Source organism: Achromobacter agilis, assembly GCF_900496965.1.
Lineage (GTDB): Bacteria > Pseudomonadota > Gammaproteobacteria > Burkholderiales > Burkholderiaceae_B > Achromobacter > Achromobacter agilis.
On the sequence record NZ_UFQB01000003.1, the window covers coordinates 22,588 to 38,182 of the forward strand.

Here is a 15,595-nt window from a genome sequence, read left to right on the forward strand (position 1 = left end):
CAGACCCGGCAACGTTCCCTGACCAGGAGTAGTCATGACCCCGTACTTTGCACCGGGCCGCGCCCTTCTTGCGGCCATCGCCCTGAGCCTCACGCTTGCCGCCTGCGGCGGCGACGACGATTCGGACGAAGGCACGACCCCGCCGCCCGAAATCGAAAACCCCGAAACGCCGCCGCCCGCGCCGCAGCTGCGCTGCGCGCCTTGAACGCCCGTTCCGTCCAACCCAACGCATGAGTAGCCCCATGACCAAGACCTTCATTTCGCGTTCCGCCGGCGAATCCCCCGCCTTGCCGGGTCGCCGGCAGTTTTTCCGCGCGTCGGCTCAGACGGCCGGCGTGCTGTCGGCGATGGCTTTGCTGCCTGCCTCCATCCAGCGCGCCCTGGCGATTCCCGCCGCGGTCGACAGCGGCACGATCAAAGATATCAAGCACGTCGTGATCCTGATGCAGGAGAATCGTTCGTTCGACCACTACTTCGGCACCTTGCGCGGCGTGCGCGGCTTCGGCGACCGTTTCCCGATTCCGCAAGCCAGCGGCAAGCCGGTGTTTTTCCAGGCCGACCCCAACGGCGGCCAGGATATCCAGCCCTTCCGCCGCGACTCCAGGGTCAGCAATGCGCTGATCGGATCGGGCACGCCCCATAATTTCCCCGACCAGCAAGCGGCGTGGAACCAGGGCAAGATGGACCGCTGGATTCAGTTCAAGAACCAGGCGACGATGGGCTTCTTCATGCGCGAAGACATCCCCTACCAGTTCGCGCTGGCCGATGCCTTCACGCTCTGCGACGGCTACCACTGTTCCATTCTCACCGGCACCGATCCGAACCGCATCGTGTTCTGGTCGGGCGCCAACGCCAATCCGGAGCTGCGCAAGCTGGGCATCAACTGCACGGATACCGACTCGGAACCGGTCAACTCGCGCTGCTGGCCCAGCCCGTCCAACTGGGAAGCGGGCCGGGTGCAGCAGGTGGATGGGTCGGGACAGATCGACCCCGCGACCGGCGCCTACAACTACAAGTACAAGAACAACGCCTTCAAGTGGGACACGCTGCCGGATCTGCTGGAACGCGCGGGCGTCAGCTGGCACATCTACCAGAACATGAACAACAACTGGACGGGCGCCATGCACGGCTGCCTGGCCTTCAAGAGTTTCCGCGAAGCCCAGCCCGGTTCGCCGATCTATGAACACGGCCTGACGGGAGGCCCCGCGAAAGGCGACGGCGCGGTCAATTTCCTGGCCCAGCTCAAGCAGGACGTGGCCAACGGCACCTTGCCGCAAGTATCGTGGGTCCTGCCGACGCAGGACCTGGCCGAGCACCCGGGCAGCAGCGAAGGCGTGGCCGGCGCGGCCGACTTCATCGCCGACGTGCTGGACGCGTTGACGTCCAACCCGGAAGTCTGGAGCAAGACGGCGCTCTTCGTGACCTTTGACGAGAACGACGGCTTCTTCGACCATGTGGCGATGCCCGCCGTGCCATCGTATGACGCCAACGGCGTCCTGATGGGCAAATCCACCGTGCCGCTGGACGGCGAGTATTTCGACGCCTCCGTGGGCAATTACCTGAAGGCCGAGGACACCATCAGCGGCAAGATCCGTCCGTGGGGCCTGAGTTCGCGCGTGCCGATGTACGTGGTGTCGCCGTGGAGCAAGGGCGGCTGGGTCAATTCGCAGGTGTTCGACCACACCTCGGTGGGCCGGTTCCTGGAGCAGCGCTTCGGCATTACGGTGGATGCGATCAGCCCGTGGCATCGCGCGGTCTGCGGTGACCTCACCTCCTGCTTCGACTTCGTCAGCCCGAACGACCCGACCGTTCCGAAGCTGCCGGACACGAGCAATTTCCCGGCGATCAATGCGGCGCAGAAGCTCCTGCCGACGACGCCGGTGACCCAGGCGCCCGCCATACCGCAGCCGCTGTTCCAGGAGACGGGCACGCGTCTTTCGCGCGCGCTGCCCTACGAACTGCATACCAGCGCCCGGGTCCGGCAGGACGGCGCGGTCGAACTGCTGTTCAGCAATACGGGCGACGCGGGCGCCGTGTTCCACGTCTACGACAAGCGCCGCCTGGAACTGATTCCCCGGCGTTACACCGTTGAAGCGGGCAAGACGCTGTCCGACGTCTGGGACGGCGGCGACTACGAGCTGTGGGTCTACAGCAGCAACGGTTTCGTGCGGACGTTCTCCGGCAACACGCAACGGGGCGCGGCGCTGGAAGTGCAGGTGTGCTACGAGCCCGCGGGCGGCGCGCTGTACGTGAAGCTGGCCAATCGCGGCACGGCCGCGCTGCAGGCTTCGCTGCAGGCCAATGCCTACCGCTCGGACGGCCCCTGGACCCTGGCAGTCGAACCGGGCGCGGTGGCCGAGCACCACTGGTCCATCGCGGATACCGGCAACTGGTACGACTTCACCGTTGCCGCCGAAGGCTTCGAGCGGCGCTTCGCCGGACGCATGGAGAACGGCCGTCCCGGGGTCAGCGACCCCGCCATGGCGCTTCATCTCTGACCGCCGCGGCATGAGCGGGCCGGGCGCGCATCGGGGTGCGCGCCCGGCCGATCCTGGACAATAAACGATCGACACTTTCATGAAACACGCATACGCAATCCTGGCCGCCAATGGTTTGTCGGTGGCTTTTCTAGTGGGCGCGCTGGCTGGGGGATCGCCCGCGCAAGCCCAGTCCGCGCCGCCCGTGCAATGGGACGGGAGCAATCTCGGCTATGGGCCGGGCGCCGGACAGGGCGTGACGGGCAAGGGCAACCACGCTATCGGCAAGAACTCGGGCACCAACGTGGCCGGGGGCAACAACATTGCCGTAGGCAACGGGGCAGGCAAGGACGTGTCCACCAACTGGAACCTGGCGATCGGAGAGGGCGCGGGTTCCAACGTGAGCGGCAAGAATGCCAACCAGGCCATCGGCTACTACGCCGGCACCAACGTGCAGGGCGGCTGGAACCAATCGTTCGGCCGCAGCGCGGGCCAGAACGTCAAGGGCGACTACAACGACGCCTACGGATTCTGGGCAGGCACGGACACCGTGGGCAACAACAATGCCGCCTACGGCACCAACGCCGGACGGAACGTCACCGGCAACGGCAATTCGGCCTTCGGTCAGGAGGCCGGCCGCGGCGTCGCCGGGGACGGCAACCTGGCCTTGGGCCAGAACGCGGGCCAGAACGTGGAAGGCGACGCCAACCTGGCGCAGGGCAAGAACGCGGGGCAATACGTGACCGGTTCCCACAACCTCGCGACCGGAGCCTATGCGGGCTATGACGTAACGGGTGACGCCAACACGGCTAGCGGCCTGGCCGCCGGGCGCGGCGTCGTGGGCGACAACAACGTCGCGCAGGGCACCGCCGCGGGCTCGGGCATCCGCGGCAGCGATAACGTATCGATCGGGTCGAACGCCGGACGCGGCGCGACCGCGGACCGCAGCGTGTCCGTGGGGGCAGCATCGATGGCCGCCACCGGAAGCGTGGCGGTCGGCGCGGGCGCGGTCGCGGCGGCGGGCAACAGCGTGGCGCTGGGCGCCGGTTCCACCGCGGCGCGCGGCGCGCAGGAAGGCTACGAGGCCTATGGCCTGACGCAGCCCCAGCATTCCACCGGCGAAGTGAACGTGGGCGGCCGTCAGGTGACGGGAGTCGCGGCTGGCAGCGAGGACACGGATGCGGCCAACGTCGGCCAGCTGCGCGCTGTCAGCAGCATGGGCGAGGCGCGGGTGGGCGCCGTCGAACGTTCCGTGCAGAACCTGCGCAGCGATCTGGATTCGCAGGAGCGCATGCTGAGCGCCGGCGTGGCCGCGGCCATGGCGACGGCCGCCTTGCCGCAGGCCTATCTCCCGGGGCGCAACATGCTGTCCATGGCCGGCGGCGCGTGGAACGGCGAGTCGGGCTACGCCCTGGGCCTGTCGCGCGTATCGAACGGCGGCCGCTGGGTGTACAAGATGTCGGCCAACGGCACCTCGCGCGGCGATTTCGGCGGCGCGGCGGGCGTCGGATACCAGTGGTGAGGCCGGGCCTGCGATAATGCGCTTGCGCGGCGGCCGGCGGTTTTCTGCTTCCGGCCGCCCCGCAATGGCATATTCGGATCGGCCCCCATGGAAAAGCGTTTGATGCCGTCGATGATGGCGCTCCAGTGTTTCGAGGCGGTGGCGCGGCACATGAGTTTCACGCGCGCCGCCGAGGAACTGCACATGACCCAGAGCGCGATCAGCAAGCAGATCGCGCAGTTGGAGGCGCTGCTGCGCAACCCGCTGTTCCTGCGGGTGCGGCGGCGCCTGCAATTGACGCCCGCGGGGGCGCTGTACCAGTCCGAGGTCCGGGCCATCCTGAACCAGGTGGACATGTCGTCGCGCTACATCCTCACCTACGGCAGCGAAACCCAGGTCCTCACGATCGGCACCCAGCCCACGTTCGGCGCGCGCTGGCTGATCCCGCGCCTGCAGGGCTTCATGGCCGCGCACCCTGACATCCAGGTGAAGGTGCGCAGCGAAACCCGCCCGTTCGACCTGATGCAGGCCAAGATCGACATTTCCTTCTTCTTCGGCCATGGCACCTTGCCCGGCGCCCAGTGCCGCGAGCTGTTCGAGGCGGAGGTGGTGCCGGTGTGCGCGCCTGGCTTTCTGCCGGGCGACCGGGTGGACAGCCTGGAGGCCCTGAGTGGCCAGGCGCTGATCCAGTGCGCTTCGCGGCCCGAGGCCTGGCACGACTATTTCTCGCGCCAGCAGTTCCAGTCCGACCGTAGCTACCACGGCCCCCGCTTCGACACCTTCTATATGTGCGTGCGCGCGGCCGAAGGCGGCTGCGGCGTTGCCCTGACGCCGCGCCTGCTGGCCGAAGAGGAGCTCCTGGCCGGCAAGCTGGTGATCCCCTGGGACTACGTGCAGCCCAGCGACGGCGCGTACTTCGTCGCGTATTCGGAGCATTCGGCCGAAGTCCCGAAAATCAAGCAATTCGTCGCGTGGGTGGAGAACGAAGCGGCGCAGAAGCGCGCCCGTGACACCCAGCGCGCGCGGTCCATGAAAAAACGGACTGATTAAGCCGATTTTTTTCATTTGATTGCGGCAGCGCATCATGATTTCATGCGGCCATCCTTTGTTTACGATGTGCCGAGCCCGCCATGAGTCAGAATTTCGTCAGCCCGGACCAGATCCGCGCCTGGTTCTCCCGCGCCATGTCCGACATGTACAAGTCGGAAGTGCCCCTGTATGACACGCTGCTGGACCTGGTCGCCCAGGTCAACGCCAAAACGCTGGCCGGACAGCCCGAACTGGCTGCGCAGCTGACGCGCACGGGCGAGATCGAGCGCCTGGATATCGAGCGCCACGGCGCCATCCGCGTGGGCACGGCCGAAGAACTGGCCAACATGCGCCGTGTATTCGCCGTGATGGGCATGCAGCCCGTGGGCTACTACGATCTGTCGCCGGCCGGCGTGCCGGTGCATTCGACCGCCTTCCGCGCCACGCACGAGGCCGCGCTGCAGGCCAGCCCGTTCCGCGTCTTCACCTCGCTGCTGCGCCTGGAACTGATCGACGATGCCGCGCTGCGCGAGAAGGCCGCCCGCATCCTGGCGGCGCGCCAGATCTTCACCGCGCGGGCGCTGGAGCTGGCCGCGCGCTTCGAGGCCGAAGGCGGCCTGGACGAAGCCGGCGCCCGGGAGTTCGTGGGCGAAGCCCTGCACACCTTCCGCTGGCACGGCGAGGCTACCGTCAGCCTGGACGACTACCGCGAACTGCACGGCCAGCACCGCCTGATCGCCGACGTGGTGGCTTTCAAGGGCCCGCACATCAATCACCTGACGCCACGCACCCTGGACATCGACGAGGCCCAGGCGGAGATGCCGCGCCGCGGCGTATCGGCCAAGGCCGTGATCGAAGGCCCGCCGCCGCGCAAGTGCCCCATCCTGCTGCGCCAGACCAGCTTCAAGGCGCTGGAGGAAGCCGTGAGTTTCACCGGCGCCGACGGCCGCGCCGCGGTGGGCAGCCACACCGCCCGCTTCGGGGAAATCGAACAGCGCGGCGTCGCCCTGACGCGCAAGGGCAGGGCGCTGTACGACCACCTGCTGGACTTGGCGCGCACCCGCATCAACGGCGCGCCCAACGAAGGCAACGCCGACGCCTACATGCAGAACCTGCAGGAATGCTTCGCGGCGTTCCCGGACAGCTACTCGGAACTGCACGCCCAGGGGCTGGCCTACTTCCGCTACTACCTGACCGGCAAGGCGGACGCCCCCGCCGATGCCGATCCGCAAGCGCTGATCGAGCAGGGCTACATCCGCTTCGAGCCGCTGGTGTACGAAGACTTCCTGCCGGTCAGCGCCGCGGGCATCTTCCAATCGAACCTGGGCGACAAGGCGCAGGCGGAATACGCGCAAAACGCCAGCCAGGCGGCTTTCGAACAGGCCCTGGGGGCGCCGGTGCTGGATGAGCTGGCGCTTTATCAGGACACGCAGAACCGCTCGCTGGCGGCCTGCCTGCAAGCGCTCGGCGCGCAAACCGGCGCGCCGGTGGCCGCATGAGCCGGCTGGACCGCTGCCTGTCGGTACGGGACTTCGAGCGCGAGGCGCGGCGCATTATGCCGCGCTGCGTCGAAGGCTACGTCTGCGGCGGCACCGAGGACGGCGCGTCGCTCGACGAGAGCGTGCGCGCCTTGCGCGACATCGGTTTCCGGCCGCGCGGCCTGCGCGTGGTGGACCAGCGCAGCAGCCAGGTCAGCCTGTTCGGCCGCGACTACGCCATGCCCGTGGGTTTCGCGCCCACCGGGTTCTCGGCCATTGTCATGCACGAATGCGACCTGGCGCTGGCGCGCGCCGCCCAGGACGCCGACATCCCCTTCATCATCAGCGGCGCCTCCAGCGTGCCGCTGGAGCGCCTGCAGCAGGCCACCGGCAAGCGCTGTTGGTACCAGGCCTACCTGCCGGGCAACATCGAGCGCATCGCCAAACTGATGGCCCGCCTGCGGCAGGCGGAGATCCCGGTGCTGGTCGTCACCATCGACACCTGCGTCGGCGCGAACCGCGAGAACCTGCAGCGGCTGGCCTTCACCGTGCCCTTCAAGATGAGCCCGGGCGTGGTGCTGGACGGCATGCTCCATCCGCGCTGGAGCCTGAATGTCTTCATGCGCACGCTGTTCGGCAGCGGCGTGCCCCGGTTCTCGAACCTCTACGAAGACATCGGCCCGCCGATCACGCAGGATCCGCCCAATGGCTTTCGCGGCGAACGCGACAAGCTTTCCTGGGAGCACATCCGTTGGATCCGCGAGAACTGGCCGGGCAAGCTGGTGCTCAAGGGCGTCATGCACGCCGACGATGCGCGCCAGGCATGCGAGGCGGGCGCCGATGGCATCATCGTCTCCAACCACGGCGGGCGCCAGCTCGACGGCTGCATCTCGCCGCTACAGGCGCTGCCCGACGTCGTGGCGGCGGTGCCGCCTGGCTTTCCGGTCATGGTCGACGGGGGCTTTCGCCGCGGCTCCGACGTGCTCAAGGCGATCGCCCTGGGCGCGCGCATGGTCTTTACCGGCCGGCCCCAACTCTTCGGCGCGGCGGTCGGCGGCGACGCCGGCATCCGGAAGGTTGCGGAGATATTCCGCAGCGAGATCTCGACCAACATGGCGTTGCTCGGTTGCCGCACCCTGGCCGACGTCACGCGGGACCTGATCGCGCCGATACGTCCCGCCTGCCCGGCATAGGGCGGGCAGGGCGGCCGCGCGGCCGCCCAAGGGCAGCATTGCCCAGACAACAACAAAAGCAGGCGCGCCCGCCCGGGCGCGCCCATCCGTTTTCGACAGGAGGAAACATGAAGAAAATCTATTCCAAACTGGCTGGCGTGGCGGCGGTGCTTGCCTGCGTCGCCTCCGGGCCCGCCCTGGCCCAGGCGAGCGCCTATCCGTCCAAGCCGGTCCGGCTCGTCGTGGGCTACGCGCCCGGCGGCACCACCGACATCAGCGCGCGCATGATCGCCGACGTGCTGGGCAAGGAATTCGGCCAGACCTTCGTGGTGGAAAACAAGCCTGGCGCCAACAGCAACATCGGCGCCGAAGCGGTTGCCCGCTCGGCCGCCGACGGCTACACCCTGTTCGTGGGCTCGATCTCCACCGCGATCAACCAGTCGCTGTACTCCAAGATGTCCTACGACGCGCTCAAGGACCTGGATGCCGTCGCGCTCTTGAACGTGGTGCCGAACATCCTGGCGGTCAACGCCAGCGTGCCGGTCAAGACCGTGCAGGAATACATCGACTACGCCAAGAAGAATCCCGGTAAGCTGACCTGCGCCTCGCCCGGCAACGGCTCGTCCGCGCACCTGGGCTGCGAACTGTTCAAGATGAAGACCGGCATCGACATTCTGCACGTCCCGTACCGCGGCAGCGGCCCCGCCGTGGCCGACCTGTTGGGCGGCCAGGTGGACTCCATTTTCGATAACCTGCCGCCGCTGCTGCCGCACGTGCGCGCCGGCAAGCTGACCGGCCTGGCCGTCACCACCGGCAGCCGCGTCCCGTTCGCGCCCGAAATCCCGACCATTGCCGAATCCGGCGTGGAAGGCTTCGACGTGGCGGCCTGGTTCGGCCTGTTCGCGCCCGCCGGCACCCCACCGGAAATCGTCCAGAAGGTCAATGCCGCCATCAACAAGGCCCTGACCTCCGACCCCGCCCTGGCCGCCAGCTACCAGACCAACGGCTTCCTGATGCCCCCGCCGCCGAACACGCCGCAAGCCTTCAAGGCCTTCATGGAAAGCGAAACCCGCAAATGGGGCGAAGTCGTCAAGGCGACCAACCTGCAAATCAATTAAGAAGAACCGCGGGGCAGGCCCAAGGCCCGCCTCGCCGCCTGCAGGGCGTTTCCTGGGGGCGGGTGGCATCCGGACGACAACGCCAGGCGGATTCACCCTATTTCCGAATTGCGTGATAGAATGTTCGACTTTCCAGGAATGCATGCTTTCCCGGATGGTTTAGCCGACGTGGTGAAATTGGTAGACACGCTATCTTGAGGGGGTAGTGGCGAAAGCTGTGCGAGTTCGAGTCTCGCCGTCGGCACCAAGAATTTGTTCCAGGGCATACCTGGAAGTCTAAAGAACCCGCATCTCTCCTATGAGGATGCGGGTTTTTTGTTGCCGGACCGCTCCAAGACAAAAACGCCCCCTTGGGGGGCAGCAAACCCGCGAAGCGGGTGCAGTGTGGGGGTATTTTTTGTTGCCGGACCGCTCCAAGACAAAAACGCCCCCTTGGGGGGCAGCAAACCCGCGAAGCGGGTGCAGTGTGTTTTTTTGCCTACGCGGTCGAAGATGGCTTCCGTCTCGTTCGCGTAGGAGCCGGGCCTGAGGCGGCAGGCCCCATCCCCGTACGACTCTCGTACAACCCCGCAGTTGAGGCGGGCTGGGCGCGGGAACCGTGGTGCAGCTAGGCGGCGCCCCAGCGGGCGGCCGAGAACTTTTCCGCCATCATCAGGCCGCCGCGCCCCGTCGCCATCTCGGCAATGACCTCGCCCACAGCCGGCGCGATCTGAAAACCTCCACCCGAGAAGCCGAAGGCATGCAGCAGGCGCGGCGTCCGCGGGCTGAAGCCGATGACGGGGTTCTTGTCGGCGAAATAGCCTTCGATGCCGGACCAGCAGCGGATTACGCTGGCGCAGGCCAGCGCGGGCAGTACGGACGGAGCGGTGCGGCCGAGTTCGGCGAGCGCGGCGCGGCCGGGCCGGCTGCGGTCTGCCGGCAGCGCGTTGCCGTAGCCGCCGCCCATGACCACGTTGCCGCGCGCGACCTGGCGGGCATAGAAACCGCCGCCTTCCACGCCCAGCGATACGCCGATCTGGGGTGTGAGCGGCTCGGTGACCAGCATGGTCGGATACTTGACCTGCAAGGGCAGGTCGTCGCCGAACCAGCGGGCCACCGCCGCGCCCCAGGCGCCCGCGGCATTGATGACCGTGGCGGCGCGTATGCGCCGGCCGTCGGCGGCGGTCAGCAGGAAGTCGCCGCCCAGGGTGTCCGCCTGCGCGATAGCGCAGTGTTCGAGCAGGCTGGCGCCGGCGCGAGCGGCGGCGTGGGCGAAGGCGGGCGCGACCAGGCGCGGATTGGCCTGGCCATCCTGCGGGCACAGCGAGCCTCCGGCAAGGCCCGGACCCAGCGCGGGAAAGCGGCGGCGCAGCTCGGCTGCGTCGATGAGCTCCAGGCCCAGGTCGAAGTCGCTGACCTTGTCGCGGTAGGCGCTGAGCTTTTCCAGGTCGGATTCGGAGCGCGCCAGTTTCAGGTGGCCGCTGCGCACGTATTCCGCATCGGTGCCGATGAGTTCCGGCAGGCGCGACCAGATGCCGTGCGCGCGCTGCGCCAGGTAAAGCTGTTCGATCGAGCGTCCTTGCCGGCGCACGCCGCCGAAGTTGACGCCGCTGGCGCGTGCGCCGCTCGCGCCGCCGTCGACCAGCGCTGTGGCGACCCCCATGCGGCGTAGCGCCAGGGCGGCGCTGGCTCCCACCAGGCCGGCGCCGATGATGGCGACTTCGGTGTGCAGCGGGTTCATGGTGCCACCTTGCCTAGCATGGCCAGATTCAGAGGTTTGACCGGCGCCTGGCCGCGCAGGCGCCCTATATCCGCCAAGGCCAGTCCACGGCAGTCGGCAAGCAGTTCGGCTGCGCCCGTCTGGCACATGCGCCCCTGGCACAGTCCCATGCCGATGCGAGTCAGCGCCTTCAGCCGGTTGAGATCGTCGATGGCGTATTGCGCGGCTGCGGCGCGCAATGCGCCGGCACGCACTTCCTCGCAGCGGCAGACCATGACCGAGTCGTGGCAGGCGGCACCCGCGCCGGGCAGGGGAAAGGCCCGGTCCAGGCCGCGCCGAAACCGCGCCCAGCGCGCTTGGCGGCGGGCCAGCCACCGTACTCGGGCCGCGCTGACCGCGATGCCGCTGTCGGCCAGCATGGCCAGCGCGGCGCGTTCGCCAGCAAGCTCGGCCAGGATGGCGCCGCCTATGCCTGCGCCGTCACCGGCGAGATAGACTCCAGCCGCCGAGCTGCGGCCGTCGGGATCGCGGCGCGGGAGCCAGGCGCGCTGTGTCGCGTCGAAGTCGAAGGCGCAATCCAGCAAGTCTGCCAGCTGCGTTTCCGCGCGTAGTCCGTGGCCGACCGCGAGCGCGTCGCAAGGGATGGCGTGCGACTTGCCGTCCAGGGTTGCAAGCGCGCTCTCGACGCGGCCCGCGCCCTCGGCCGCGTCCAGCCGTGCTCCATGGTGCACGGGTACGCCGTGGGCGCGCAGCCACCCCAGGTAGTACAGGCCCTTGGCCAGCGTGCCGGGTTGGCTCAACAGGGCCGGCGTGGCGCGAGCCTGTCCGCCCAGGGGCGCGCAATCCAGCACGGCTTGAACCTGGGCGCCGGCGCGCGCGTATTGGTAGGCGACCAGATAAAGCAAGGGGCCGGTGCCGGCGAACACGATGCGCGGCCCGAACGTGCAGCCCTGGCTCTTCAGCGCGATCTGCGCGCCGCCCAGCGAGTAGACGCCGGGCAGCGTCCAGCCTGGGAAGGGAAGCACGCGGTCGGTGGCGCCGGTGGCGAGCAGCAGGCGGGAGTAGGGCAGAGTTTGCAACTCGCCGTCGCGGACCAGGTCCAGGCTGCCCGGCGAGGCGTTCCACACCGCGGTTGCAGCCCGGTAGTCGGCGCGCGCGGCCAGGTCCGCGCCCGCCGCGTGGATGGCTTGCGCACGCTTCCATTCGAAGCCATAGCGCTGGCGCGCGGCGCTGCGTGGCGTTAGGCTTTGGCGATAGATCTGGCCGCCGGGCAAGGCGGCTTCGTCGACGATCACTGGCCGCAAGCCGTGGCGCAGCAGCGTCTGCGCGGCGCGTACGCCTGCGGGGCCCGCGCCGACCACCACCATGCGCGGCGCGTCATCGGCGCCGGGCGGATTCATTTGCATGCGAGTTCTCCGGGCTGGGCGCTGACCAGCTCCATACCATCTTCGGCTGCGGTGGAACAGGCGCGCAGGCGAGCGCCATTCGCCGTCTGTACCCAGCAGTCCTGGCACGCGCCCATCAGGCAGAAGCCGGCGCGCGGCGAGCCTTCGCCCAGTGTGACGCGCAGCTGCTGCGAGGCCAGCAATAGCGCCGTCAGCACGGTGTCGCCTTCATGGGCCTGTAACGGCAGTCCATTCCAGGTCAGGCTCACTGGCGCCGAGGCGGGCGCCGAAACACGGCGCAGCAGCGGCTTCATGCGGCGGTCTCCGCGCGGCGCAGCTGCGACAGGGTGCGGTCGGGCAGGATGATGTCGGCGTCGTAGCGCAGCTCCACGATGGCTGGCAGGCGATGCTCCCCCGCGTATGCCAGCGCGGCGTCGTAGACCGGCGCGAAATCCTCCGTGCGCTCGACCGTGGCGCCGTAACCGCCGTAGCTTTGCGCCAGCCGCGCGAAATCGGGGTTGATCAGTTCCGTCGCCAGGGCGCGTCCGGGATAGGCGCGTTCCTGATGCAGGCGGATGGTGCCGAACAGGCCGTTGTTGAAGACCAGCACCACGATGCCCAGCCGGTACTGGACCGCGGTGGCCAGTTCCTGCATGGTCATCTGGAAACAACCGTCGCCGGCGAAGCAGACCACGGCCGCAGCGCGATCGCGCAGCTTGGCTGCGATGGCCGCGGGCAGGCCGTAGCCCATGGCGCCGACGGCGGGCGCGAGCTGGCTGCCCGGCCCCTTGAAGGCGATATGCCGGTGCGCGTAGAGCGCATAGTTGCCCGCGCCGACGGTGACGCACGAATGCCGCGGCAACGTGGCCGCGACGTGGCGCGCCGCCGCGTTCAGGTCCAGCGGGCCAGGGGTGGGCGGCAGCTCAGGCGCTGCGGCCACCGCGTCGGCGCCGCGGCGGCGAGGCTGCCAGCCCGGCGTCGGCGCGAGTCCGGCGGCGGCCCGCGCGAAGCCGTCCACGCTGGCGACCATGCCCAGCGCCGGGGTGCACAGCCGCCCGATCTCGTTGGCGTCCGGGTGGACGTGGACCAGGGTTTGGCGCGGAGTGGGAGAGGCCAGCCATTCATAGTTGATGGTCGTCGGCTCGCACAGGCGCGTGCCCAGCGCGATGACCAGATCGCTGTCCATGACGGCGCGCTTCTGGTGCGCGGGCATGCTGGCGCTGACCTGGCCCACGAAATTGGGATGATCGTTGTCGAACAGTTCCAGGCGGCGCCACGCAGTGGCCACGGGCAGGTCGAAGCGCAACGCGAAGTCGCGCACGGCTTCGCGCGCGGCCGCCGGCCAGCGCGACCCGCCAAGCAGCAGCAAGGGGCGTTCTGCGGCTTCCAGCAGTTCACGCAGGCGCAGCATATCTGCGTCTGCCGGACGGGCGCAGGGCGGCTGCGGCGGGGCGGCCAAGGCTACGTCGGCGACGCTGGACAGCATGTCCTCGGGCAGGGAGAGGACCACGGGCCCCGGCCGTCCGCTAGTTGCGATCGCCCAGGCGCGCGCCAGGTATTCGGGAATGCGGTCGGCCCGTTCGATCTGCGCCACCCATTTCGCCAGCGGCGCGTACATGGCGCGGTAGTCCACTTCCTGAAAGCACTGGCGGTCGGCGGTATCGCCGCCGACCTGGCCGATGAACAGGATCATGGGCGTGGAGTCTTCCTTTGCCGTGTGCACGCCGATCGCCGCATTGGTCGCGCCTGGACCGCGTGATACGAAGCAGATGCCCGGCTGGCCGGTCAGCTTGCCGTGCGCCTCGGCCATGTAGGCGGCGCCGCCCTCCTGGCGGCAGACTACCGCTTCGATTGCGCCGCGCCGGGCGTAGAGCGCGTCGATGCAGGGCAGGAAGCTCTCGCCCGGCACCATGAACACGCGCTCCACGCCATAGGCCTGTAACTGCGCGACCAGCAGTTCGCCGCCGCTGCGGACGCCCGGGGCCGGCGTGCTCATGCCGCGTCTCCTTGCAGGGCGCGAGCCACGAGCTTCGCGCCGTAATCGCGTTCCGCCGCGCCCAGGCTGACCTTGCCGCCCAGCAAGTCGTTGCGGAGGGCGGCCGCGCCGCGTTCGGCGGGGGCGCCGTAGCCGCCGCCTCCGGGCGTCTCCAGGCGCACGGACTGCCCGCTGGCCAAGGCATGGCCGGCGATCTTGTTGGGCAGGCGTTGCTCGTCTTCGCGGCCGGGGTTCTGCACCAATCGCGAGGTGCCTCCCGTCAGGCCCCCGTTCAGGCCTGCGGCGCCGAATAGCGCGGCGTCGCAGCGGATGGTGCAGATCAACTGGTCGTGCAGCGAACGGATCTGGCGTGCGATGCCCATGCCGCCGCGGTGGCGGCCCGCGCCGCCGCTGTCGTTGACCAGTGCGTATTCTTCGACCAGCAGGGGGTACTCGATCTCCAGCGCTTCGGCGGGCAGGTTGGAGGTATTGGTTACGTGCACCTGTATGCCGTCCATGCCGTCGCCCTGCGCGCGTCCGCCCGCGCCGCCGCCCAGCGTTTCCAGGTAGACGAAGGTGCCCTTGCCATCCTGCATGGGCACGGAGAACAGCATGGAAGGCATGACGTCATTGCACGAGGCCATGGCGCGGTCGGGCGGCAGCAGCTGGCCCAGCGCGCCGATCACGGTGCCGGCCACGCGCTGCGCGGTGGTGACACGCGCGCCTACGGCCGCCGGAAAGCGCGGGTTGGTGATCGTGCCTTCGGGCGCGGTAATGGTGATGGGCTGGAACAGGCCGTTGTTGGGCATGAGCTCGGGGTCGAGCATGGCCTTCACGGCGAAGTAGACGCTGGCGTTCAGGGCGCTGGCGGGCAGGTTGAAGGCGCCGCGCGCCTGCTTGCTGGTGCCCGTGAAATCCACATGAAGCTGGCCGTCGCGCGCCTGCACGTTGGCCTGGATGGTGACCGGATCGCCGCCCATGCCGTCGTCGTCCATGCGCTCGGTGAAGGTGTAGGTGCCGGTCGGCAGCTGCGCGATCCGGTTGCGCAGGCGCCGTTCCGTGTACACCATGATGCTGTCGATGGCGGACAGCACGGTATGCAGGCCGGATTGCTGCACCAGTTCCAGCATCAGCCTGGCGCCCTTGTCGTTGGTGGCGATCTGGGCGCGGATGTCGTGCATCCGGTTGTCCGGCTCGCGCGTGTTGTGCGCGATCATCTCCAGCAGGTCCATGTCCAGCTCGCCCTCGCGCACGATGCGCATGGCGGGCAGCCGGATGCCTTCCTCCCACACCGTCCTCAGATGGTGCGAGGTGGAGCCGGGGACCGCGCCGCCCACGTCGGTATGGTGGCCGATGTTGGCCGCGAAGAAGCGCAGCACGCCTTCGTGGAAGATAGGCGTGATGACGGTGATGTCCGGCGCGTGCGTGCCGCCGGCCAGATAGGCGTCGTTGCACAGGAAGGCGTCGCCGGGACGCACGCCGGCCGCGCCGTAGCGCCGCAGCACGGCGTCTATGCCGCCGGACAGCGATCCCAGGTGCACCGGCACGTGAGCGGCCTGCGCCACCAGGCGTCCAGCGGCGTCGAACAGCGCCACGGAGCAGTCCTTGCGCTCTTTGATGTTGGTCGAAAAGGAGGAACGGATCAGCGTGTTGCCCATTTCTTCGGTGATGGACAGCAGGCGGTTGCTGAAGACCTCCATTTCAATGGGGTCGAAAGCGTCCGTGCCGGAGGCGGATGTCGATGGGGTGCTCATGGCGTTC

The 15,595-nt window shown here is 68.6% G+C and carries 12 protein-coding genes and 1 tRNA gene; 8 read left to right on the top strand and 5 right to left on the bottom strand.

Features of this window, described 5'->3' with window-relative positions; genetic code table 11:
* Positions 1-34 precede the first annotated feature (34 nt).
* The 8 genes from AGI3411_RS30055 to AGI3411_RS04210 all read left to right on the top strand — a co-directional run bounded on the left by AGI3411_RS30055 (position 35) and on the right by AGI3411_RS04210 (position 9,022).
* Complete coding sequence (locus AGI3411_RS30055; protein ID WP_165359060.1) at positions 35-205, top strand: hypothetical protein; 171 nt, start codon at positions 35-37, stop codon at positions 203-205.
* Between the two features lie 37 nt (positions 206-242).
* Positions 243-2,498 carry a phosphocholine-specific phospholipase C gene (locus tag AGI3411_RS04180; RefSeq protein WP_129526155.1) on the top strand — a complete coding sequence of 752 codons (2,256 nt, stop codon included), beginning with the start codon at positions 243-245 and terminating at the stop codon, positions 2,496-2,498.
* A 79-nt stretch (positions 2,499-2,577) separates the two neighbouring features.
* A complete protein-coding gene (locus tag AGI3411_RS04185; RefSeq protein WP_129526156.1) occupies positions 2,578-3,999 on the top strand; it encodes a YadA family autotransporter adhesin in 1,422 nt (473 codons plus the stop codon).
* A gap of 87 nt (positions 4,000-4,086) precedes the next feature.
* Positions 4,087-5,028, top strand: coding sequence for a LysR substrate-binding domain-containing protein (locus AGI3411_RS04190; protein ID WP_129526157.1), 942 nt, complete (start codon positions 4,087-4,089; stop codon positions 5,026-5,028).
* Between the two features lie 80 nt (positions 5,029-5,108).
* Complete coding sequence (hglS, locus tag AGI3411_RS04195) at positions 5,109-6,506, top strand: 2-oxoadipate dioxygenase/decarboxylase HglS (protein ID WP_129526158.1); 1,398 nt, start codon at positions 5,109-5,111, stop codon at positions 6,504-6,506.
* Positions 6,503-7,678 (top strand): alpha-hydroxy acid oxidase, encoded by a 1,176-nt coding sequence (locus AGI3411_RS04200; RefSeq protein ID WP_129526159.1) that lies wholly within the window; start codon positions 6,503-6,505, stop codon positions 7,676-7,678. Before hglS ends, AGI3411_RS04200 begins: the two co-directional genes overlap by 4 nt.
* Positions 7,679-7,785: 107 nt before the next feature.
* Positions 7,786-8,775, top strand: a complete 990-nt coding sequence (locus AGI3411_RS04205) for a Bug family tripartite tricarboxylate transporter substrate binding protein (RefSeq protein ID WP_129526160.1) — start codon at positions 7,786-7,788, stop codon at positions 8,773-8,775.
* 162 nt (positions 8,776-8,937) lie between these two features.
* A tRNA-Leu gene (locus AGI3411_RS04210) sits at positions 8,938-9,022 on the top strand.
* A gap of 360 nt (positions 9,023-9,382) precedes the next feature.
* On the opposite strand, the gene AGI3411_RS04215 is transcribed toward AGI3411_RS04210, so the two are convergent.
* From AGI3411_RS04215 to AGI3411_RS04235, 5 genes are read right to left on the bottom strand one after another with little or no spacing between them, the layout of a single operon-like run.
* Positions 9,383-10,495, bottom strand: a complete 1,113-nt coding sequence (locus AGI3411_RS04215) for an NAD(P)/FAD-dependent oxidoreductase (protein ID WP_129526161.1) — start codon at positions 10,493-10,495, stop codon at positions 9,383-9,385.
* The gene (locus AGI3411_RS04220; protein WP_129526162.1) at positions 10,492-11,880 is read right to left on the bottom strand and encodes an NAD(P)/FAD-dependent oxidoreductase; all 1,389 of its coding nucleotides are present in this window, start codon (positions 11,878-11,880) and stop codon (positions 10,492-10,494) included. Before AGI3411_RS04220 ends, AGI3411_RS04215 begins: the two co-directional genes overlap by 4 nt.
* Positions 11,871-12,173, bottom strand: a complete 303-nt coding sequence (locus AGI3411_RS04225) for a (2Fe-2S)-binding protein (protein WP_129526163.1) — start codon at positions 12,171-12,173, stop codon at positions 11,871-11,873. The genes AGI3411_RS04220 and AGI3411_RS04225 overlap by 10 nt, the downstream gene beginning before the upstream one ends.
* The gene (locus AGI3411_RS04230) at positions 12,170-13,855 is read right to left on the bottom strand and encodes a thiamine pyrophosphate-dependent enzyme (RefSeq protein ID WP_129526164.1); all 1,686 of its coding nucleotides are present in this window, start codon (positions 13,853-13,855) and stop codon (positions 12,170-12,172) included. The genes AGI3411_RS04225 and AGI3411_RS04230 overlap by 4 nt, the downstream gene beginning before the upstream one ends.
* The gene (locus AGI3411_RS04235) at positions 13,852-15,588 is read right to left on the bottom strand and encodes a hydantoinase B/oxoprolinase family protein (RefSeq protein ID WP_129526165.1); all 1,737 of its coding nucleotides are present in this window, start codon (positions 15,586-15,588) and stop codon (positions 13,852-13,854) included. Before AGI3411_RS04235 ends, AGI3411_RS04230 begins: the two co-directional genes overlap by 4 nt.
* Positions 15,589-15,595 lie beyond the last annotated feature (7 nt).

Excerpts from the sequence above, each read along its gene's own strand:
- AGI3411_RS04185 (WP_129526156.1), top strand. The coding sequence starts at position 2,578 with ATGAAACACGCATACGCAATCCTGGCCGCCAATGGTTTGTCGGTGGCT.
- AGI3411_RS04235 (WP_129526165.1), bottom strand. The coding sequence starts at position 15,588 with ATGAGCACCCCATCGACATCCGCCTCCGGCACGGACGCTTTCGACCCC.
- hglS (WP_129526158.1), top strand. The coding sequence starts at position 5,109 with ATGAGTCAGAATTTCGTCAGCCCGGACCAGATCCGCGCCTGGTTCTCC.
- AGI3411_RS04225 (WP_129526163.1), bottom strand. The coding sequence starts at position 12,173 with ATGAAGCCGCTGCTGCGCCGTGTTTCGGCGCCCGCCTCGGCGCCAGTG.
- AGI3411_RS04190 (WP_129526157.1), top strand. The coding sequence starts at position 4,087 with ATGGAAAAGCGTTTGATGCCGTCGATGATGGCGCTCCAGTGTTTCGAG.
- AGI3411_RS04230 (WP_129526164.1), bottom strand. The coding sequence starts at position 13,855 with ATGAGCACGCCGGCCCCGGGCGTCCGCAGCGGCGGCGAACTGCTGGTC.
- AGI3411_RS30055 (WP_165359060.1), top strand. The coding sequence starts at position 35 with ATGACCCCGTACTTTGCACCGGGCCGCGCCCTTCTTGCGGCCATCGCC.
- AGI3411_RS04215 (WP_129526161.1), bottom strand. The coding sequence starts at position 10,495 with ATGAACCCGCTGCACACCGAAGTCGCCATCATCGGCGCCGGCCTGGTG.
- AGI3411_RS04205 (WP_129526160.1), top strand. The coding sequence starts at position 7,786 with ATGAAGAAAATCTATTCCAAACTGGCTGGCGTGGCGGCGGTGCTTGCC.
- AGI3411_RS04220 (WP_129526162.1), bottom strand. The coding sequence starts at position 11,880 with ATGCAAATGAATCCGCCCGGCGCCGATGACGCGCCGCGCATGGTGGTG.
- AGI3411_RS04180 (WP_129526155.1), top strand. The coding sequence starts at position 243 with ATGACCAAGACCTTCATTTCGCGTTCCGCCGGCGAATCCCCCGCCTTG.
- AGI3411_RS04200 (WP_129526159.1), top strand. The coding sequence starts at position 6,503 with ATGAGCCGGCTGGACCGCTGCCTGTCGGTACGGGACTTCGAGCGCGAG.